A 21782-nucleotide genomic window follows, 5' to 3' on the forward strand; every position below is an offset into this window, starting at 1 on the left:
GCGATTGTCAACGTGCTACCTCCCCTACGGAAATCAGTGCGAGCAATGTGGACGGCTCGTCGGTCCGTCGGACCCGGAAGACCCAGATCCTGAGAAGGATGAACCGCATCAAGGTTGCCAGCACATTGGCGGCGGTCAGGGTGAGCAATTCAGTGCTTGGGGTGGCATCCGCAGTAATGGAATGCAAAACCAGCAGTGACGAAGAAGTGATGGTCCATGCAAGAAGAAAGACGAGGAGCCCCTGGAATTGCTGGGTGAACAGTTTTGCGGGCCCGCTGATGCCGAATGTAAACCTTCGGTTGGCCGCCGTATTGCCCATTGCTGTTAGCAGGAGGGCCAGGAAATTGGCCTCCTGCGCGCCGAAGGGGCCTTGCATGACGAGATAAAGTAGGGCAAAAGCAAGTGTTGAGATAGCCCCCACGAGTCCGAATCGGACCACTTGGCCAAAGAAGCTCGGCCGTACCTCTGGCGCAATCGGCCGGCGTCCCAGTTCCGCGTAAATCGCCTGAACTGGTATCACTCCCTTAACCAAAGACCCGGTTACCCGTACCATGCCCCGGAGATCGTCAAGGGCAGTCTGCTTGATGTCCACCCGGCTATCCGGGTCATCTACCCAGTCGACGGGGATTTCATGAATGCGGAGACCTGACCGCTCAGCAATGATTAGCAGCTCGGTGTCGAAAAACCATCCGTTGTCCTCAACGTGAGGGAGTAGACGCTTGGCAACATCAGCGCGAATTGCTTTGAAGCCGCATTGAGCATCGGAAAAACGCACCTGCATCGTCCGGCGAAGGAGGAAGTTATAGGACCTGGAAATGAATTCCCGTTTCGGGCCTCGACTCACCCGCGCGTTCTGCCCCAGACGCGTGCCAATTGATATGTCTGAGTGTCCGGACAAAAGCGGAGCGACCAAAGGCGGCAAGGCTGCAAGGTCAGTGGAGAGATCCACGTCCAAATACGCAAGAACCTTGGCTTTGGAAGCTCCCCACGCGTCTCTCAGCGCGTATCCCCGTCCTTTTACCTCGAGGCGGCGATATTCAATGTTCGGCAAGTGCTCGCTGAGTCGAGCGGCAATCACCGGGGTCCGGTCGGTGCTTGCATTATCGGCGATGGTTATTTTCCACGTCGACGGCATTTCGTGCGTCAGATATTCGGCGAGCCTTCTGATGCTGTTTTCGAGTACCGCTTCTTCATTGAAGACCGGTACAACAATTTCGAGCGCCAAGCCCCCATAGCTAGGTGTCATGCATGGATCGTAGGGCCGGCGAAACAGGACTGGCGAGGCTTTTGAGCAAAGACAGGTACTCGAACGCAAGAACCAAGTAGTGGAGTACTTGAGTCAGCCTAAAAGGTAGTGGAGTTGTTTGTTTACGGGTGCTGTACTTGCTGAGGCTTCCGAGAGGGGTATTGTTGCCGAAGCCATCGCTCCGCCGGTTTCTCCACGAACTCGTGGAGCAGCCCCGACAAGGAAACCGACATAAGAACGACCAGGGCAGCCAACACAAACCCCTCGCCCATAGATAAGCTGGCGGAGTACTGCCTCGCCACCCTGATTACCAGCTCATGAACAAGGTACAGGGCATAAGACCATTGGCCGAGTCGAACCAGTACAGATGAACGAAGCAGTCCTGTCTTACCCGACAAATCACCATCAGCGCAGGTGGCGATCAACGCCAGGAACCCGGGGACCATCACGAGGTTAGCAATCGTCACGGGTACGGGGCCTGCGAGGCCGTTTGTGATCAGTGAGGCGACAAAGAGCCCAACGGTCAGGGTGACTAGTAATAGGGTTGCGTGCCAAGTATGGAAGGGTGGACGCCAGCCCCCTTTCATGAGCTGGGCAAGGCACATCCCCAGGATGAATTCGCCAAGTCTATACAGTGGCATAGTTCCCAACAGATAATCTGCTGTGGCCACTGATGAGACCGCAGCCAGACTGCCTGCCAAGACGAGCAAGACTGCGGGTATGGTGACGAACGCTCGAGCACGCCACTGGGCGGAAGCAACTTTCTTGCACAGGAATGGGAATGTTAAGTAAAAAAATGCCTCGCATGACAATGACCAAGAGACCCCATTGAAGGCATTCAGGAACGGGCTGGCCGGAATCCATGCTTGGGTCAAGGACAGAACGAATGGAACGGCCAGCCATCCAGAGCCTGATGATGTTGGCAACTGCGGAGCCCAGATGGCGAGCATCATGGTGAAAATGTGGAGAGGCCAAATTCGTGCAAGTCGATTCCAGTAAAAGGCGCCTCGGCGCACATCTTCCCGGCCGGACCATGTCAGCACAAAGCCCGAAAGAACAAAGAAGAAGCTCACTCCGGTAAAGCCGTAACCAAACAGGGTCAGACTGTCGCCCAATGGACTGATATAGAGGCGCAAGTGATACGTCACCACCGCCAGCGCTGCGAAGAACCGAAGTCCTGTCAGGCTAGACAAATGATTGCTTCGTGTGTGCATACTCCCCCCAATTCGCGGCGCTCAGCACCGCTGGTGTGAGCATACCCAACGGCTGGCGAGGGAGCATCCTAATCCTTCTGCTATTTATCGTGGGTGCAGGAAGGAATCCAGCCTCGCGACCCCCATCCTCTAGACTTGACCGGTGTCTAGATTATTTGGAACTGATGGTGTCCGGGGGCTGGCGAACGGTCTGTTGACTGCGGAGCTTGCCATGCAGCTGGCCCAGGCGGCCGCCGTCGTGCTCGGCCACGACCGCAACTCCAACGGCTCCCGGCCGCGCGCTGTGGTGGCCCGCGACCCGCGTGCCAGCGGCGAGTTCATCGCCGCCGCCGTGGAAGCAGGGCTCTCCAGCTCCGGCGTTGACGTCTACGACGCAGGTGTCCTTCCCACGCCCGCGGCGGCCTACCTTGTGGCCGACCTGGACGCCGATTTCGGTGTGATGATCTCCGCCTCGCACAACCCGGCGCCGGACAACGGCATCAAATTCTTCGCCCGCGGCGGCCAGAAGCTCCCCGATGACGTGGAGGACGCCATTGAGGCCCAGATGACCAAGGAAGCTGTCCGTCCGGTCGGTGCCGACGTCGGACGCATCCAGCGCTTCTCCGACGCCGAGGACCGGTACATCGTCCACCTCCTGCAGACCCTGCCACACAACCTCGAAGGACTCACGGTCGTCCTCGACTGCGCGCACGGCGCCGCGAGCGGCTGCTCACCCCAAGTCTTCAAGGACGCCGGCGCGAATGTCATCGTTATCGGGGCTGATCCGGACGGCCACAACATCAACGACGGCGTCGGCTCCACCCACCTGGGTCCCCTCAAGGAGGCCGTGGTGAAGTACGGCGCCAACCTCGGCATTGCTCACGACGGCGACGCTGACCGCTGCCTCGCGGTGGACCACGAGGGCAACGAAGTGGACGGCGACCAGATCATGGCCATCCTCGCAGTCGCGCTGAAGAAGTCAGGCAAACTCAAGGACGACGTCCTGGTTGCCACCGTGATGAGCAACCTCGGCCTGAAGATTGCCCTCCGCGAAGCCGGCATCAGCATCCGTGAAACGGCGGTGGGGGACCGGTACGTTCTCGAGGAAATGCGTGACGGCGGCTTCAACCTCGGCGGCGAACAGTCCGGTCACGTCATCTTCGCTGACCACGCCACCACAGGCGACGGCGTCCTCACCGGGCTGCAGCTGGCCGCCCAAATCGCCCTGACCGGGACCCCGCTCAAGGAACTCGCCACCGTGATGACCAAGCTTCCCCAGGTTCTCATCAACGTCAAGGGCGTGGACCGCACCAAGGTGGGCAGCAACGACGTCCTCGCCCAGGCAGTAGCATCGGCGGAAGCCGCACTGGGCGACACCGGCCGCGTCCTGCTCCGCCCGTCCGGAACCGAGCCCGTGGTGCGTGTGATGGTGGAAGCCGCCGACGAAGAGACGGCGCAATCCATCGCCGAGCACCTCGCCCAGGTGGTCCGGTCCGAGCTGGCCCTGGAACTCGTTACGGACTAGCGGCCACCAAGCGTCGCTCCCAGGGATCGCGGTTCTTCGCTAAACAGAGAAATAGCAGGAAGACTCCCAAAGCCTGGACGACTGACGCAATCATCAGCGGCCATGCATAGTGGTTGCCACCAAAATAGAGAAGGTAAACCGTAAGCCCAGTCACTGAGAAAACCCACGGAATCATCCGGACGCTGCTCGCTCGTAGTAGTAGGAGCGACATGACTTCGGCCGTGAAGAAGTATCGGTCGTGCATTTGTGGCAGCAGCAGGGGGCAAACGGCGACAGTGCATACCGCGAGGAGGATACGACTTTCTGCTGTGTCTTTCCGGCGCCAGTACGCCAGGGCGATCAAGACAATGACGACAGCACACGACAGGATCCCCCACCCTCTACCCTGGGTGACGCTGGCATAAGGAAACCAGGCGAAGACGTTAGCGGCGCCTGATAGAAGGCGGTCCCCTTGGGTTTGTTCAAAGTAGACACCTAATGCGCCGCCCGCAGGACGCCCGAACACTACAGGTGGCAAGCTAAGCACGGTCCAGACAGCGGTTGCCAAGACGGGAAAGAACAGGCTGTAGCGGTTTCGCAACGAGACCATCGCGAGCACCGGCAGTAAAAAGACGGATTGCAGCTTGAATGAGAACGCAACGGCCCAAAAAAGCCATGCGCTGCGGCCATCGTCCTGGAGAAGGCTTCTTAGTGAAAACAGCAGGAACGCCGTGTAGATGGCATCACATTGGCCCCACATGCTGGCATTGAGTAGGACGGTAGGCAAGAAGAGCGCGATTAGCGCTGCCAGCTTCGGTGCGACTCTTGCCTGAGGAAACTGAGCGGCGAGTGCTGCAACGGAGAATGCAAGGAAAAAGTCGCCGGCCAGAGAAACGATCTTGATGGCGATCAAGGGGTCCGCCGGCAGCAGGCTGGCCAGGAACATCAAGAACAAGTAAGGGAAGTTGTAGTTGGAGAACTCTCCGGCCAGCGCGCCAACACCACGATCTCGGAATTCCTGCATCCAGGGCAGAAGAAAAAGTGCGGAGTCTTCACTGACATATGGCAAAAATGCCGCCCGGGCTGCTACTGCGACGGCAGCAAAACACCAGAAAACGCTGCGGGGAATTTCCCAGTTCGTATGACGGACCTGCGTGTCCTCGGCTGTTGGTGATTCCCCCATTGGGCCATCATTTGGCTCGGTGGCCGGTATGTCAATGAAGCTGGTCTCGGAAGACCACAGTGGCCCGCCTCCATCAGGAGACGGGCCACTGTGATCAGAAAAACTTACGGCGTGCGCTCCTTCAGCGCATCGCGGATTTCCGTTAGCAGTGCAACCTGCGGATCCTCGGCCGCATCCTCTTTCACGTCTTTGTTGATCCCCAGACGGCGGTTCCGGCGCTCGATCATCATGTTCATCGGCAGCACCACCACAAAATAGATGGCCGCGGAGATCAGCAGGAAATTGACGATCGCCGTCAGCAGCACGCCGAACTCGATGGCGTTGCCATTGAGCTCAACCTTGGCGAAGCTGTCAAAGTTGGGGGAGCCCACAACGGCCGCGACGAAGGGCATCAGCACCTTGTTCACCAGCGCAGTGACCACCGCGCCAAAAGCGGTGCCGATCACGACGGCCACGGCAAGGTCAACAACGTTGCCCTTCATAATGAAATTCTTGAATCCAGTCAGCATAGGAACCAAGCTAGCCCACCTGCGTTAGCGCCGCATGACCGGCCAGTAAATTCTTGCGCCGAGTTGCGACCAAAGCAGGGTTCACGGATACCCGGGCGCAGCGTCCACGCCGAAGTACTCCTCCAGCGTGTTGATGCCGCGGTTCACCATATCCGTAGCCGCCTCGACACCGACATACCGCAGGTGCCACGGCTCGTAGTAGTACCCAGTGATCGGGTGGAACATCCACGGATACCGCACCACAAACCCGAACCGGTGCCCGTTCGCTTTGGCCCACACAGCTGCGGGCTGGTCCGCAAAGCACGGCTGGAAGCTGCACGCGCCCCCGCCGTCACCGATATCGAACGCCCAGCCGGTCTGGTGTTCCGAATAGCCGGGCCGGGCGCTGGCCGTGTCAGCGTCGGCCTGGCCGCGCGAGGTTACGTACCCGTTGTAAGTCGCCACCTGCGTCGAATAGGAACGGTAGCCGCTCGCCAGGACCATCGCGACGCCGTCCTGCGCGGCCGCCGCGAACATCGCCTCGGCGGCCGCCGCCGTCGTGCTGTTCAGCAGTGCCGCCTCACCGGACGCTGTGGTCGCGACGGCGGGCTGCACCAGGTCAGCCGGCACATAGTCGGCGGGAACCAGCGGCCGGTGCTTGTTGACCACCAGCCACGGACTTGTGGGGTCGGTGAGCGAGTGCTGGCGCGGCAACGCAGAGGAGGGCGACGGCGTGGGGGACGGCTCCGAAGGTGGGGGAGCCGCCGTCGCGCCCCCCGCCGTCGTCATTGCCGAAGAGACGGAAGGCGACGGTGACGCAGTGGGGGAGGCCGACGACGGCGCCGCCGCCTCAGGTGCCGCCGGCGCGCAGGCAGCCAGGACAGTGAGCCCTGCTCCCGCCGCGAGGAAGCGGGCGAAGCTTCGCCGGCTGGTCGCCGTCCCTGCAGATCCGGCAGCAGGAGCGCACTCGTAGCACACCTGTGCTAGACCTTCCGGAGCAGCATGCGGCGGATCGAGTGGTCCGCATCCTTGGTGAGCACCAGCTGGGCCCGGCCACGCGTGGGGAGGACGTTCTCCTCCAGGTTGGGCTCATTGATGCGCTTCCAGATGTCCCGCGCGGTGCTCTCGGCCTCGTCATCGGACAGGCTCGCATACCGGTGGAAGTAGGACTCCGGCTGGGCGAAGGCCGTGGTGCGGAGCTTGCGGAACCTGTCCACGTACCACTCTTCAATGTAGGAGGTCTTGGCGTCCACATAAATGGAGAAGTCGAAGAAATCGCTCAGCGCCAGCCCCTGCTTGCCGTCATGCCGCGGCCGGGCCGGGGCCAGGACGTTGAGCCCCTCCACGATCAGCACGTCCGGGCGGCGGACCACCACTTCCTTGCCCGGAACAATGTCGTACGTGACGTGCGAGTACCAGGGCGCCCGGACTTCCTCGGCGCCGCTCTTGATTTCGCTCACAAAACGCAGCAGCGCCCGGCGGTCGTAGGACTCCGGAAAGCCCTTGCGCTCGAGCAGCTGCCGGCGTTTCAGCTCTGCCAGCGGGTACAGGAAACCGTCCGTGGTGATCAGTTCCACGTTCGGGGTGCCTGGCCAGCGCCGCAGCATCTCGCGCAGCACGCGGGCAATGGTGGACTTTCCAACGGCCACCGAGCCCGCCACGCCGATCACAAAGGGCGTGCGCTGGGTCTGCTCGCCCAGGAAGGTGGTGGTGGCGGCGTGCAGTTGGCCGGCGGCCTCAACATACAGGTGCAGGAGCCTTGAGAGCGGCAGGTAAACCTCCCGGACTTCCTTCAGGTCCAAGGGGTCGCCAAGGCCGCGGAGACGGAAGATATCCTCCTCGTTAAGAGGCTGTTCCATCTCGTCTGCGAGCCGGGACCAAGTCTGCCGGTCCAGCTCGACGAACGGGGAGACACCCTCTCCGTTCGCTTCGTTGCGTTGCACAGTCACTTTAGAGATTCTGCCCCCAGCCCGGCTGAGAGCGAAATGCGTGTGCGCTGGAGCACAGTCTCCCGCGCAACAGAAGCGGCCGGTGCGCCGCGTCCCGGTTTAAGTCCCGGGCACCCCTGCCGATAGTCTTGAGCCTATGTGTGGAATCGTAGGATACGTGGGCCGTTCTGGTAACGGCGGAAGTCACAGTGCGCTGGATGTGGTCCTTGAAGGGCTGCGCCGCCTGGAGTACCGGGGCTACGACTCCGCAGGGGTCGCTGTTGTGTCCCAGGGTTTGATTGAGTCCCGGAAAAAGTCGGGCAAGCTGAGCAACCTGATTGCCGAGCTGGAAGCCCGTCCGCTGCCGGAGACGGCCACCGGGATCGGCCACACCCGCTGGGCCACGCACGGCGGTCCCACCGACCGCAATGCGCACCCGCACCTGGCAGATGACGGCAAGCTCGCCGTGATCCACAACGGCATCATCGAGAACTTTGCCGAGCTCAAGCTTGAGCTGCTGGACAAAGGCGTTACCTTCCTTTCCGAGACGGACACCGAGGTGGCCGCGGCCCTGCTGGGCGACATCTTCCGGAACAAGCTCGGCGGCGACGCTTCCGACGGCGGCCTGACCCGGGCCATGGAGCTGGCCTGCCAGCGCCTGGAAGGCGCCTTCACCCTGCTCGCCGTCCACGCCGACCAGCCAGACGTCGTAGTGGCCGCCCGCCGCAACTCACCCCTGGTGGTGGGCCTGGGCGAGGGCGAGAACTTCCTCGGCTCGGACGTGTCCGGGTTCATCGACTACACCCGCCGCGCAGTGGAGCTGGGCCAGGACCAGATCGTCACCATCACCGCGGACACCGTGCAGATCACCGACTTCTTTGGCAAGCCGGCCGAGGGCAAGGAATACCACGTGGACTGGGACCCGGCCTCCGCGGAAAAGGGCGGATTCAGCTCCTTCATGGAGAAGGAAATCCATGACCAGCCCGACGCCGTGGCGCAGACCCTGCTGGGCCGCTCGGACATCAACGGCAAACTGACGCTGGATGAGCTGCGGATCGATGTTGAACGGCTGAAGCAGGTCAACAAGATCATCGTGCTGGCCTGCGGCACGGCCGCCTACGCCGGCACCGTGGCCAAGTACGCCATCGAGAACTGGTGCCGCATCCCCACCGAGGTGGAGCTCGCGCACGAGTTCCGCTACCGCGACCCCATCCTGGATGAGAACACCCTGGTGGTGTCCATCAGCCAGTCGGGCGAGACCATGGACACCCTGATGGCCGTCCGCTACGCCCGCGAACAGGGCGCCAAGACCATCTCCATCTGCAACACCAACGGCTCCACCATCCCGCGTGAGTCCGACGCCGTGCTCTACACCCACGCCGGCCCGGAAATCGCTGTGGCCTCCACCAAGGCCTTCCTGGCCCAGATCACCGCCGCATACCTGCTGGGCCTGTACCTGGCACAGCTGCGCGGGAACATCTTCTCCGGCCAGATCAAGGACGTCCTCGCGGACCTGAACAAGATCCCGGCCAAGATCCAGACCATCCTGGACAACGCAGGCCCGCTGCGCGAGCTCGCCCGGAGCATGGCCAACGAGAAGTCTGTGCTGTTCCTGGGCCGCCACGTGGGCTATCCGGTGGCCCTCGAAGGCGCGCTGAAGCTCAAGGAAATCGCTTACATCCACGCCGAAGGCTTCGCCGCGGGCGAGCTCAAGCACGGCCCCATCGCCCTGATCGACGAAGGCCAGCCGGTGTTCGTGGTGGTCCCGTCCCCCCGCGGCCGCGAATCGCTGCACGCCAAGGTGATCAGCAATATCCAGGAAGTCCGCGCCCGCGGCGCCCGCACCCTGGTAATCGCCGAGGAAGGCGACGAAGCCGTGAAGGCCTACGCCGAGCACGTTTTCTACGTCCCCGAAACGCCCACCCTCCTGATGCCCCTGCTGACCACCGTCCCGCTGCAGATCTTCGCCGCGGAACTTGCCGCAGCCAAGGGCTACGACGTGGACCAGCCCCGCAACCTCGCCAAGAGCGTCACGGTGGAGTAGTTCGTCCGCGGACAGCGAAACCCCGGGTTCACCAACCCGGGGTTTCCGCTTTTAACCCCTCCTGCCGCAGCGCCGTGGTCCGGCCAGTAACATGCGTCACCGTAGAATAAGCCGCATGATTGTTGGCATTGGCGTAGACGTTGTAGACATCGAGCGGTTCGGCCGCCAGCTTGAGCGCACCCCCGGCCTCCGGGACCGTTTGTTCGTTCCCGCCGAGCGCGAGCTGAACACCAGGTCCCTGGCCGCACGGTTCGCCGCCAAGGAAGCAGTAGCCAAAGTCCTCGGTGCGCCCGCCGGCATGAACTGGCAGGACTGCTGGATCGGCCTGGACCACAACGGCCCCACCGTCCAGGTCAAGGGCACCGTGCTGGCCGTCGCCGAGGCCAAGGGCGTCAAGCGCTGGCACCTTTCCATCAGCCACGACGGCGGCATCGCCACCGCCACGGTCCTGGCCGAAGGCTGAACCGGCGGCCCGCGCCACTGACACCGTGATCAGCGCCTACACAGGAAAACAGGTCCGGCAGGCCGAGGAGCCACTCCTCGCTGCCGGGCTCGCTGATGTCCTGATGCAGCGCGCCGCGAACGGGTTGGCGCACGCCATCATCCGGGAGCTCAAAGTCCGCAGCCTCCGGACGTACGGTGCGCGCGTTGTGGTCCTCGCCGGTAAAGGAAACAACGGCGGCGACGGGCTTTATGCCGCAGCGTTCCTCGCAGCCCGCGGCATGCGTACGACGGCGGTAGTTACCGCAGATTCCGCCCACCCCCAGGCATTGGCTGCTTTTGAACGCGCAGGCGGGCGGGCCCGTCACCTTACTGATGTGGCACTCGGCGAGCTGGCCGCAGAAACGGCGCGCGCCGACGTCGTCATTGATGCGGTGCTGGGAACAGGTGCCAAAGGCGGGCTGCGGGGGAGTGCCGCCAGCCTGATCAACGCCATCAACGAGGCACGCTCCCAAACCGGCACCTCGGGCTTTGTGGTCGCGTGTGACCTGCCCAGCGGCGTGGACGCGGATACCGGCGGGGTCTCCGAACCGGTTATCTCCGCAGACCTCACAGTGACCTTCGGAGCAGCCAAAGCAGGACTGCTGGCCGACCCCGGCGCTGACCATGCCGGCAGGGTGGAAGTGGTGCCCATTGGCATCGAAGAGCACCTCGGCAGGCCGGAGTTGCGCAGGCTCGAGGAGGCTGACATCGCCTGCCTCCTGCCGAGTCCCGCGCGTCGGGCCCATAAGTATTCACGTGGAGTGCTGGGAGTGGTGGCCGGCTCGGCAGACTATCCCGGCGCAGCCGTCCTTGCCTGCCGGGGTGCCCTGGCCGCTGGAGTGGGGATGGTCCGGTACCTTGGGCCGGCCGAGGTGGCGGATCTGGTGCGCCAATCCTGCCCCGAGGTGGTCTGCAGTACCGGCGCTGTGGCGGACAACCGGGTCCAGGCCTGGCTGGTGGGCTCCGGTATGGGGCCGAATGACCATGACCAGCTGCAGCGCGCCAGGGACGCCATCGCGTCGGGCCTGCCTGTGGTGGCGGACGCCGGCGCGCTGCCCGTCCTTCCCGAAGTCCTGGCGCCGCATGTGGTCCTGACCCCGCACGCCGGGGAGCTCGCCGCACTGCTGAAGAGGCTGGGCGGCGACGAGGACCGTGCGGCCGTGGAAGCCGGAACCCTTGCCGCCGCGCGCCGGGCAGCCGCCCTGACCGGTGCCACGGTCCTGCTTAAGGGGGCCACCACGCTGGTGGCCGCGCCCGGCGGGGACGTGTTCAGCCAGGCCGACGGGACTCCCTGGCTCGCGACTGCAGGCAGCGGCGACGTCCTGGCCGGTGTTATCGGTGCACTGCTCGCCCAGTCGGGTCCCGACGTCGGACGCTACAGTGAGGTGGGCGTGGAACCTGACGTGCGCTGGGCTGCGGTGGCGGCGCTGGGAGCGGCGCTGCACGGCAAAGCCGGGAGGGCGGCGTCGGACGCTGTCAGCGGCGGCCCGATCGCTGCTGGCGGAATCGCGGCGGCCTTGCCTGGCGTATGGGGTAAAGTAAGCACGCTTAGTAACTCTGGGGTCCGGAAACGTAATAGTCACACCTTGCCGTTACGGTAGGCATTAGTTCGCACCTGCAGTAGGGGCCCTTGGTTTTTGCTGTGGAATCACAAAGAGGAGCATTATGGAAGTCTGGCCTGGATCGGCTTATCCCCTTGGCGCCACGTACAACGGAACCGGCACCAACTTTGCCCTGTTCAGCGAACGAGCAGAAAAAGTCGAGCTCTGCCTCTTCGACGACGACGGCAAGGAAACCCGCATTCCCCTGGACGAGGTGGACGGGTACGTCTGGCACTGCTACATCCCACAGATCCAGCCGGGCCAGAAGTACGGCTACCGCGTCCACGGCCCCTACGACCCCGCGTCCGGCAACCGTTTCAACCCCAACAAGCTCCTGTTGGACCCGTACGCCAAGGCCGTCCACGGCCAGGTGGACTGGGATCCGTCGCTGTTCACCTACAACCTGGGCGAGCCGGATTCCATCAACAACGAGGACTCCGCCAGCCACATGATGATGGGCGTGGTGATCAACCCGTTCTTCGACTGGGATGGTGACCAGAACCTCCGGATTCCCTACCACCAGTCGGTCATCTACGAAGCCCACGTCAAGGGGCTCACCCAGCTGCACCCGGAAATCCCCGAAGAGCAGCGCGGCACGTACGCCGGCGTGGCCCACCCCGCCGTCATCTCACACCTCCAGAAGCTCGGCGTCACCGCCATCGAGCTCATGCCGGTGCACCAGTTCGTCAATGACGGCACCCTGCAGGACAAGGGCCTGAACAACTACTGGGGCTACAACACCATCGGGTTCTTCGCCCCGCAGAACACCTACAGCTCCACCGGCGATACCGGCCAGCAGGTCCAGGACTTCAAGGCGATGGTCCGTTCGCTGCACAAAGCTGGTATCGAGGTCATCCTGGACGTGGTGTACAACCACACTGCCGAAGGCAACCACCTGGGCCCCACGCTGTCCTTCAAGGGCATCGACAACGCCGCCTACTACCGGTTGATGGAGGGCGACGAAAAGCACTACATGGACTACACCGGCACCGGCAACTCCCTGAACGTCCGCCAGCCGCACTCCCTGCAGCTGCTGATGGACTCGCTGCGCTACTGGGTTTCCGAAATGCACGTGGACGGTTTCCGCTTCGACCTCGCCTCCACCCTGGCCCGCGAGTTCTACGATGTGGACAAGCTCTCCACCTTCTTCGAACTCATCCAGCAGGACCCGGTGGTCTCCCAGGTCAAGCTCATCGCCGAGCCCTGGGACGTTGGTCCCGGCGGTTACCAGGTGGGCAACTTCCCGCCGCAGTGGACAGAGTGGAACGGCAAGTACCGCGACACCGTCCGCGACTTCTGGCGTGGCGAGCCTGCCACCCTGGGCGAGTTTGCCTCCCGCATCACCGGCTCGGCGGACCTGTACGAGCACTCCGGCCGCCGCCCCGTGGCGTCCATCAACTTCGTCACCGCGCACGACGGCTTCACCCTTTCAGACCTGGTGTCCTACAACGAGAAGCACAACGACGCCAATGGCGAGGGCAACAACGACGGCGAATCCCACAACCGTTCTTGGAACTGCGGTGTGGAAGGCCCCACGGACGATCCCGAGGTCCTGTCCTTGCGGGCCCGCCAGCAGCGGAACTTCATCGCCTCGCTGCTGCTGTCCCAGGGCGTGCCCATGCTCCTGCATGGCGACGAGCTGGGACGTACCCAGCAGGGCAACAACAACGGCTACTGCCAGGACTCCGAGCTGACCTGGATCAACTGGGAATCCATTGACCAGCCGCTGGTCGAGTTCACCGCCGCCGTCAACGCCCTCCGCGCCAAGCACCCCACCTTCCGCCGCAGCCGCTTCTTCGACGGCCGGCCCGTCCTGCGGGGCGAGGGCGAGCGGCTGCCGGACATCGTATGGCTCGATCCCGACGGCGAAACCATGAAGCCCGAGGCTTGGGAAGCCGGTTTCGGCCGTTCGGTGGGCGTCTTCCTGAACGGAGACGGCATCCAGGGCAAGGACGCGCGCGGGCGGCGGATTACCGACGTCAACTTCCTGCTGTACTTCAACGCGCACGATGACACCGTCAAGTTCACGCTGCCCTCGGACGAGTACGCGCCGGCCTGGGACATCATCATCGACACCGCCGGGCAAAACGCTGACACCGAACCTGTCAACGCCGGACAGCCACTGCCTGTGGAGGCCAAGTCCCTGGTGGTCCTGCGCGCCCACACCATCGAGGAAGTTGAGCCGGACCACTCGGTGGCGGCATCCCTGGCTGCCCTGACCCAGACGTCCACCAGCGAGACTGAATCCCTCAGCACCCCCATGGTGGCAGAGCCGGGGAAAACCACGAAGGTGGGCTCGCGAAAGGCTACGAAGAAATGAGGGTCCCCGCCTCCACCTACCGGCTGCAGATCCGCCGCAGCTTCACCCTGTTCGATGCTGCGGAGCAGGTTCCGTACCTGAAATCGCTTGGCGTGGACTGGGTGTACCTTTCGCCGATCCTCACCGCGGAGCAGGGCTCGGACCACGGCTATGACGTGACCGACCCCTCCGCTGTGGATCCGGAACGCGGCGGCCCGGAAGGGCTGCTGGCCCTGTCCAAGGCTGCGCGCGAGCACGGCATGGGTGTCCTGGTGGACATCGTGCCCAACCACGTGGGCGTCGCGACTCCGGCGCAGAACCCTTGGTGGTGGTCCCTGCTCAAGGAAGGGCAGGGTTCGCCGTACGCCGAGGCATTCGACGTCGATTGGGAGCTGGCCGGCGGGAAGCTCCGGCTGCCCATGCTGGGTTCGGACGAGGACCTGGACAAGCTGGAGATCAAGGACGGCGAGCTCCACTACTACGACCACCGCTTCCCGATCGCCGACGGCACATATTCCGACGGCGATTCGCCGCAGCAGGTGCACAGCCGCCAGCACTATGAGCTGATCGGCTGGCGCCGGGCGGATGCCGAGCTGAACTACCGGCGTTTCTTCGCCGTCACCACGCTGGCCGGTATCCGGGTGGAAACCCCGCGCGTGTTCCAGGAAGCCCATGCCGAAGTGGGCCGCTGGTTCAAGGAGGGGCTGGTGGACGGGCTGCGGGTGGACCACCCGGACGGCCTGGCCGACCCCGCCGGCTACCTGCGCTGGCTGAAGGACCTCAGCGGAGGCGCCTACATTCTGGTGGAGAAAATCCTCGAGCCGGGCGAAACCCTGCCGCAGGACTTCGCCACCGAAGGAACCACCGGGTACGACGCCCTGGCTGACGTGGACCGGGTATTTGTTGACCCCGCGGGCGAGCAGCCCCTCAACGAGCTTGACGCCAAGCTCCGGGAGTCTGCCGCACCCGCGGACTACGCAGAGATGATCCGGGGCACCAAGCGGATGATCGCTGACGGCATCCTCCGGTCCGAGGTGCTGCGCCTGGCCCGCCTGGTTCCCGAGTCCCACGGGCTTTCGGTGGATCAGGCGGCTGACGCCCTGGCGGAAATCATCGCGGCCTTCCCGGTGTACCGGACCTATCTGCCCACGGGGGCGGAGATCCTCAAGGAGGCCTGCGAGTCCGCCGCGGCCTACCGGCCGGAGTTGGAGGTTGCGGTGGGAACACTGCTGCCGCTGCTCCTGGACCCGGCCAACCCCATCGCGGTCCGGTTCCAGCAGACCTCCGGGATGGTCATGGCCAAGGGCGTGGAGGACACCGCCTTCTATCGCTACACCCGCCTTGGCACGTTGACGGAGGTGGGCGCCGAACCTACCGAATTCTCCGTGTCCACCGAGGAGTTCCACCAGCGGATGCTGCGCCGGCAGGAACAGCTTCCGCTCTCCATGACCACGTTGTCCACGCACGATACCAAGCGCAGCGAGGACGCCCGGGCCCGGATCTCCGTCATCGCCGAACTGCCCCAGGAGTGGGCGGCCGCCCTGAACACCCTCCGCGAACTGGCACCGATTCCGGACGGCCCGTACGAAAACCTGCTGTGGCAGGCCATCATCGGAGCCTGGCCGGCAAGCAGGGAACGGCTCCAGGGTTATGCCGAGAAGGCTGCCCGGGAAGCCGGCAACTCCACCATGTGGACGGACCCCAACGAGGAGTTTGAGTCCAGCGTCAAGGCGGCTGTAGATGCGGTGTTCGACGAGCCTCGGGTCACGCAGGTGGTGGAGGACTTCGTTTCACGGATCGACGCCTTCGCTGCGTCCAACTCCGTTTCCGCCAAACTGGTCCAGCTGACCATGCCCGGCGTCCCGGACGTGTACCAGGGCAGCGAGTTCTGGGAACGTTCGCTGACTGACCCGGACAACCGGCGGCCGGTGGACTTTGCAGTCCGCCAGCAGGAGTTGGCAAAGCTCGACGCCGGTACGTTGCCGGAGGCGGGAACGGAAACCAGCAAGCTCCTGGTCACCTCCCGCGCACTCCGGCTGCGCCGGGATAGGCCCGAACTGTTCCAGGGCTACACCCCGGTGAACGCGTCCGGTGCTGCTGCCGGGCACTTGCTAGCGTTCCACCGCGGCGCATCAGATGTTCCGGGAGCACTGGCGCTGGCCACCCGGTTGCCTGCAGGACTGGCGGCCGGCGGCGGCTGGCGGGACACCGCCGTCGAACTTTCCGCGGCCATGCGTGACGAGCTGACGGGGGCCGCTTACGGTCCCGGCAGCGTTTCGGTTGCGGATGTGCTGGGTACCTACCCGGTGGCTTTGCTGGCACCGGTGGATGGAGAACAGGCATGACCCTCGTCAACAGCGGCCCCGGACGTTTCGACGTCTGGGCGCCGGACGCGCATTCGGTGATCCTGCAGGCGGACGGCCGGCAGTATCCGATGCTGAAGAAGGAGACGGCGCCCGGGCACGAAGGGTGGTGGACCGCGCCGGATGCACCCGGTGAGGGCGAGGTGGACTACGGTTACCTGCTGGACGGGGACGGCCACCCACTGCCCGATCCACGCTCGCGCCGGCTGCCAGCCGGCGTCCACGAGCTGTCCCGCACCTTCGACCCCGCCGCGCACAACTGGCAGGACGGCGGTTGGAAGGGCAAGGACCTGCAGGGCTCCGTCATCTACGAACTCCACGTGGGCACGTTCACTCCCGAGGGGACGCTGGACGCCGCCGCCGGAAAATTGGACTACCTGGCGGACCTCGGCGTCGACTTCGTGGAACTGCTCCCGGTCAACGGCTTCAACGGCACCCACAACTGGGGCTACGACGGCGTGCAGTGGTACGCGGTCCACGAGGGCTACGGCGGCCCGGCGGCCTACCAGCGGTTTGTGGACGCGGCCCATGCGGCCGGCATCGGCGTCATCCAGGACGTGGTGTACAACCACCTTGGCCCCAGCGGCAACTATCTGCCCAAGTTTGGCCCGTACCTGAAGCAGGGGGACGCCAACACCTGGGGTGATTCGGTGAACCTGGATGGCCCCGGCTCGGACGTGGTGCGCGAGTACATCCTGGACAACCTCGCACTGTGGCTCCGGGACTACCACGTGGACGGGCTCCGGCTGGATGCCGTGCACGCCCTGCGCGATGAGCGGGCAGTGCACATCCTGGAGGAGTTCGGTGCCTTGGGCGATGCCATCTCGGCTGAAACCGGGCTGCCTAAAACCCTGATCGCTGAGTCGGACCTGAACAACCCGCGCCTGATCTACCCCCGCGACGCCAACGGCTACGGCCTGGACGGACAGTGGAGCGACGACTTCCACCACGCCGTGCACGTCAATGTCAGCGGCGAAACCACAGGGTACTACTCTGACTTTGAGTCCCTAGCGGTTCTGGCGAAGGTCCTGAAGGACGGGTTCCTGCATGACGGCAGCTACTCCAGCTTCCGCGGCCGGCACCACGGCCGTCCCATCAATGAGGCGCTGGCTCACCCTGCGGCGCTGGTGGTGTGCAACCAGAACCACGACCAGATCGGCAACCGGGCCACCGGGGACCGGCTCTCGCAGTCGCTGTCCTACGGGCAACTGGCCGTGGCCGCCGTGCTCACGCTGACGTCTCCTTTCACGCCGATGCTGTTTATGGGTGAGGAGTTCGCGGCGAGCACGCCCTGGCAGTTCTTCACTTCGCACCCGGAACCTGAGCTCGGCAAGGCTACGGCGGAAGGCCGGATCAAGGAGTTCGAGCGGATGGGGTGGGATCCCGCCGTCGTTCCCGATCCCCAGGATCCCGAGACCTTCCGCCGGTCCAAGCTCAACTGGGACGAAGCATCGGGCGGGGACCACGCGCGCCTCCTGGAGCTGTACCGGTCACTCACGGCGCTGCGCCGCGAGTATTCCGAGCTTGCCGGCCTTGGCTTCGGCGAGACGGACGTGACGTTCGACGACGACGCCGGCTGGCTGCGGTTCCGCCGGGGAAGCGTCGAGGTGGTGCTGAACTTCTCCGACGCCAAGCTGCGGCTGGACGACGTTTCGGGGACAGTCCTGCTGGCTACCGACGAGGGAACAGGCCTTGACGGCGAAGCCCTCGCCCTGGCGCCGTGGAGCGCAGCAATCCTGAAATCCTGATTCCTGCTGGGAAGTTACGCCGCGGGTGGGCTCTGTCAGCCCGCGGCGTAACTTTTCCCGCCACCCTCTGTAGCGCCGGTCACAACTGGCAGGATGGAACGTATGACTTATTCCGCGGCGGAAGACCGCTACGAGACCATGCCCTACCGCCGGGTGGGCCGCAGCGGCCTGAAGCTCCCGGCCATCTCGCTGGGCCTCTGGCACAACTTCGGCGACGACAAGCGCTTTGACGAACAGCGCGCCATCCTGCGGCGTGCCTTCGACCTGGGCGTTAACCACTTCGACCTCGCCAACAACTACGGCCCGCCGGACGGCTCAGCCGAAACCAACTTCGGCCGGCACCTCAAGGACGACTTCAAGCCGTACCGCGATGAGCTGGTCATCTCCACCAAGGCCGGCTACTACATGTGGCCCGGACCCTATGGCGAGTGGGGCTCCCGCAAGTACTTGATCTCCAGCCTGGACCAGTCACTGCAGCGCATGGGCCTGGACTACGTGGACATTTTCTACAGCCACCGGCCGGATCCCGAAACACCGCTCGAAGAGACCATGGGTGCCCTGGATTACGCCGTGCGTTCGGGCAAGGCCCTGTACGCGGGGATCTCGTCCTACACCCCGGAACAGACCCTGGAGGCAGCCCGGATCCTGAAGGAACTGGGGACGCCGCTGCTGATCCACCAGCCCAGTTACTCCATGCTCAACAGGTGGACCGAGAACGGCAGCCCCAACCTGTACGAGGCATTGGACCAGGTGGGGGCGGGTTCCATCGCCTTTTCGCCGCTGGCTCAAGGCATGCTCACCAACCGCTACCTCAACGGCATCCCTGCTGACTCCCGGGCGGCCAAGGCCCGGTTCCTGTCCGAGGACGCCATCACGGACGAGAAGCTGGAACGGATCCGAGGCCTGCACGCCATCGCCGAGGGCCGCGGCCAGACGCTGGCGCAGATGGCCATCGCCTGGATCCTGCGGGACCAGCCCAAGGGTTCGCCGGTTACCTCGGCACTGGTTGGCGCCTCCAGTGTTGCACAGCTGGAGGACACCCTGTCCGCCATCAACAACCTCGAATTCACCGCCGACGAGTTGACTGCCATCGACGAGTTCGCTGTGGAATCGGACATCAACCTCTGGAAACAGCCGGTCTGATTTCCGTCCTGCCATTCCAACAGGCGGGACGGGGGAACAAGCCTCCGTCCCGCTGTGTTGGGTACTATGAAAAGGCGCCGCGCGGCGCCGAGCCTGCCGGCCGTCGTCGTACTTCCCTCGAAGCCGAACCGGCCGGCTGACGTTTGTCCTAAAGGAGTTCCGTGTCTTCACATCCGATTCGTGTTGCAATCGTCGGCGTAGGAAACTGCGCCGCTTCGCTGGTCCAGGGTGTCCACTACTACAAGGATGCCGACCCCAAGGCCACGATTCCGGGCCTGATGCACGTTGAGTTCGGCCAGTACCACGTGGGTGACGTTGAGTTCGTCGCCGCGTTTGATGTCGACGGCAAGAAGGTCGGCGTTGACCTGGCCGACGCCATCCTGGCGAGCGAAAACAACACCATCAAGATCGCCGACGTGCCGCCCACCGGTGTCACTGTCCAGCGCGGCCACACCCTCGACGGCCTCGGCAAGTACTACCTCGAGACCATCGAACAGTCCACCGAAGAGCCCGTGGACGTGGTCCAGGCCCTTAAGAACGCCGCAGTTGACGTTATGGTCTGCTACCTGCCCGTTGGCTCGCAGCAAGCTGCCGAGTTCTACGCCCAGGCAGCAATCGACGCCGGCGTGGCATTCGTCAACGCCCTGCCCGTCTTCATCGCGGGCACCAAGGAATGGGCTGACAAGTTCACCGCCGCCGGCGTGCCGATCGTCGGCGACGACATCAAGAGCCAGATCGGTGCCACCATCACGCACCGCGTCATGGCCAAGCTGTTCGAAGACCGTGGTGTCACTCTGGACCGCACGTACCAGCTGAACGTTGGCGGCAACATGGACTTCAAGAACATGCTGGAGCGCGACCGCCTCGAGTCCAAGAAGATCTCCAAGACCCAGGCCGTCACCTCCAACGTCGAAGCCGAACTGGCTGCGAAAGACGTCCACATCGGCCCGTCCGACTACGTCCAGTGGCTTGATGACCGCAAGTGGGCCTTTGTCCGCCTCGAGGGCCGCAACTTCGGTGACGCCCCGGTTTCACTCGAGTACAAGCTGGAAGTCTGGGACTCGCCCAACTCCGCCGGCGTGATCATCGACGCCATCCGCGCCGCCAAGATCGGCCTGGACCGCGGCATCGGCGGCCCGCTGCTCTCCGCGTCGAGCTACTTCATGAAGTCCCCGCCGGAGCAGTTCAACGACGACCTCGCCCGCGAAAAGGTCGAAGCCTTCATCCGCGGAGACCTCGACCGCTAACCCCTTATTTCCTGCAGTTGGTACAAGGCCGCTCCCTCACCTTCGGGTGGGGGAGCGCCCATGTTTAACACGCCCCATCACCTTCCGCACCAATTTCGGGACGCCCCATCAGATCGTGCAGATTTTCCCGGAACGCCCCATCAGGTCAAGCAGGTTTTTGGTGGAACCCGTCCTTCCCACTGACTGGATTGCCCAAAAGTTGCCAGCGTCCTGCCGCTGTCCTGTTGCCCCGGTTCAGGCAAAGCCCGCTGCGTACGGATGATCTGTCCATGCGGTCCGCAGGTGCCGTCGAATCGCCTTAATAGCGAGTTCGAAATCGTCAGCGGTGTCGGCCTTACCGAATACCAGAACCGTCCAGCCAGCTGATTCGAAAGCCTTGTCACGCCGTCGGTCACTGAACTGCTGTGCATCAAGCAGGTGATGACCGCCGTCATACTGGATCGCAAGCCGACTGTGACGATAACCAAGGTCAGCAGTAGGAGACATGGCGTCATCTGGCCGAAGTGCAATCTGTAGATCTGGCTCGGGTAAGTTGGCGTCGGCCATGGCCAGCCGGAGCATTGATTCGGGAGCCGAATCAGCCCCTACCCGCATCAGCTCAAGCGCCTCCCGGGCGCGGATGATGCCCTGCAGGTTGGGGTGTCGGCCAACCAGAGCGCGAAGCCCGTCGAGTGTGTCGTAAGGGTCCGATCTACCCTCGAACTGCGGCCTTGGGATTCGAATGATCTGGTCTCCAAGACATACCAAATCGGCCAGGGACAGTCGGCGCGCTAAATCGAGCCAAGTACGCGACCGGGTACTGATCCGGATGCCACCCACTGATTCAACCTCGCCGTCCCTGGCAATAACGTTATGTGCGATCACGCCCTTTCGTCGCACTTGGGGCAAGTGCTTGGGCTTGCTCAAATGCAGTTCCGTGGAGTCCGAGAGCCAGGGCGGCAGTAGTTGGCAGTGCAGTCGCGCCGCAGTGACGTGGGAGATCCAGGCGCCTGGCGACACCTCGGACAGGACCTGTGCGGCGGCTTCGAGTTCAAAGCTCCAGCCGGACGGCCGGTACAGCTCCCGGCTTATATGGACGACATCCTGTCCGCGCAATCTGGAGGCGGGCACGCCTGACGCAAGCGCCGAGGCGTAGGTGAAGGGGGAACCCACCAAACGGGTAGGCAACTCGGAGCGATTATGCATGCTGGCATTGTGGCTCAAGAGGCCGTCCCGTTGCAGAAGTTATCCACAGGCGGGCGACGCCCACGCGGGAGATGGTGGGGCGTTGGTGTTTTGGGTGTGGGAGGTGGTGGGGCGTTGGTGTTTTGGG

Annotated in this window: 16 protein-coding genes; 9 read left to right on the forward strand and 7 right to left on the reverse strand. The window is 63.8% G+C overall.

Annotated features, from left to right (window positions below):
• Positions 1-7: 7 nt before the first annotated feature.
• Together QRN11_RS00620 and QRN11_RS00625 are read right to left on the reverse strand one after the other, a co-directional pair.
• Complete coding sequence (locus tag QRN11_RS00620; RefSeq protein WP_285249444.1) at positions 8-1246, reverse strand: bifunctional glycosyltransferase family 2/GtrA family protein; 1239 nt, start codon at positions 1244-1246, stop codon at positions 8-10.
• A gap of 122 nt (positions 1247-1368) precedes the next feature.
• Positions 1369-2460 carry an acyltransferase family protein gene (locus QRN11_RS00625; RefSeq protein ID WP_285249445.1) on the reverse strand — a complete coding sequence of 364 codons (1092 nt, stop codon included), beginning with the start codon at positions 2458-2460 and terminating at the stop codon, positions 1369-1371.
• A 142-nt stretch (positions 2461-2602) separates the two neighbouring features.
• On the opposite strand from QRN11_RS00625, the gene glmM reads away from it, so the two are divergent.
• On the forward strand, positions 2603-3964 hold the full coding sequence (glmM, locus tag QRN11_RS00630; protein ID WP_285249446.1) for a phosphoglucosamine mutase: 1362 nt from the start codon (positions 2603-2605) through the stop codon (positions 3962-3964).
• Here the strand turns inward: glmM and QRN11_RS00635 are convergent.
• The 4 genes from QRN11_RS00635 to coaA form a co-directional block, all read right to left on the reverse strand.
• Complete coding sequence (locus tag QRN11_RS00635; protein ID WP_285249447.1) at positions 3954-5126, reverse strand: putative hexosyltransferase; 1173 nt, start codon at positions 5124-5126, stop codon at positions 3954-3956. The genes glmM and QRN11_RS00635 overlap by 11 nt on opposite strands.
• Positions 5127-5230: 104 nt before the next feature.
• Positions 5231-5635: a large conductance mechanosensitive channel protein MscL gene (mscL, locus tag QRN11_RS00640; RefSeq protein ID WP_285249448.1), complete on the reverse strand. Its 405-nt coding sequence runs from the start codon at positions 5633-5635 to the stop codon at positions 5231-5233.
• Positions 5636-5716: 81 nt separating this feature from the next.
• The gene (locus QRN11_RS00645; RefSeq protein ID WP_285249449.1) at positions 5717-6592 is read right to left on the reverse strand and encodes a M15 family metallopeptidase; all 876 of its coding nucleotides are present in this window, start codon (positions 6590-6592) and stop codon (positions 5717-5719) included.
• A gap of 5 nt (positions 6593-6597) precedes the next feature.
• Complete coding sequence (coaA, locus tag QRN11_RS00650; protein WP_091415145.1) at positions 6598-7563, reverse strand: type I pantothenate kinase; 966 nt, start codon at positions 7561-7563, stop codon at positions 6598-6600.
• A gap of 136 nt (positions 7564-7699) precedes the next feature.
• Between coaA and glmS the strand changes: the two genes are divergently transcribed.
• From glmS to QRN11_RS00690, 8 genes are all read left to right on the forward strand, one after another.
• On the forward strand, positions 7700-9586 hold the full coding sequence (gene glmS / locus QRN11_RS00655) for a glutamine--fructose-6-phosphate transaminase (isomerizing) (RefSeq protein ID WP_285249450.1): 1887 nt from the start codon (positions 7700-7702) through the stop codon (positions 9584-9586).
• 115 nt (positions 9587-9701) lie between these two features.
• A complete protein-coding gene (locus QRN11_RS00660; protein WP_013601780.1) occupies positions 9702-10049 on the forward strand; it encodes a holo-ACP synthase in 348 nt (115 codons plus the stop codon).
• Positions 10050-10074: 25 nt separating this feature from the next.
• Complete coding sequence (locus QRN11_RS00665; RefSeq protein WP_285249451.1) at positions 10075-11670, forward strand: NAD(P)H-hydrate dehydratase; 1596 nt, start codon at positions 10075-10077, stop codon at positions 11668-11670.
• 64 nt (positions 11671-11734) lie between these two features.
• The gene (glgX, locus tag QRN11_RS00670) at positions 11735-13990 is read left to right on the forward strand and encodes a glycogen debranching protein GlgX (protein WP_285249452.1); all 2256 of its coding nucleotides are present in this window, start codon (positions 11735-11737) and stop codon (positions 13988-13990) included.
• The gene (gene treY / locus QRN11_RS00675; protein WP_285249453.1) at positions 13987-16314 is read left to right on the forward strand and encodes a malto-oligosyltrehalose synthase; all 2328 of its coding nucleotides are present in this window, start codon (positions 13987-13989) and stop codon (positions 16312-16314) included. The genes glgX and treY overlap by 4 nt, the downstream gene beginning before the upstream one ends.
• A complete protein-coding gene (gene treZ / locus QRN11_RS00680; protein WP_285249454.1) occupies positions 16311-18080 on the forward strand; it encodes a malto-oligosyltrehalose trehalohydrolase in 1770 nt (589 codons plus the stop codon). The genes treY and treZ overlap by 4 nt, the downstream gene beginning before the upstream one ends.
• Positions 18081-18182: 102 nt before the next feature.
• Positions 18183-19223: an L-glyceraldehyde 3-phosphate reductase gene (gene mgrA / locus QRN11_RS00685; protein ID WP_142057567.1), complete on the forward strand. Its 1041-nt coding sequence runs from the start codon at positions 18183-18185 to the stop codon at positions 19221-19223.
• A 161-nt stretch (positions 19224-19384) separates the two neighbouring features.
• Entirely contained in the window at positions 19385-20470 is a 1086-nt protein-coding gene (locus QRN11_RS00690; RefSeq protein ID WP_142057568.1) for an inositol-3-phosphate synthase, read from the forward strand.
• Positions 20471-20704: 234 nt separating this feature from the next.
• Here the strand turns inward: QRN11_RS00690 and QRN11_RS00695 are convergent, their stop codons facing one another.
• Positions 20705-21655 (reverse strand): DUF559 domain-containing protein, encoded by a 951-nt coding sequence (locus QRN11_RS00695; RefSeq protein ID WP_142057569.1) that lies wholly within the window; start codon positions 21653-21655, stop codon positions 20705-20707.
• Between the last annotated feature and the right edge of the window lie 127 nt (positions 21656-21782).

This window comes from Pseudarthrobacter sp. fls2-241-R2A-168 (assembly GCF_030209335.1).
Lineage (GTDB): Bacteria > Actinomycetota > Actinomycetes > Actinomycetales > Micrococcaceae > Arthrobacter.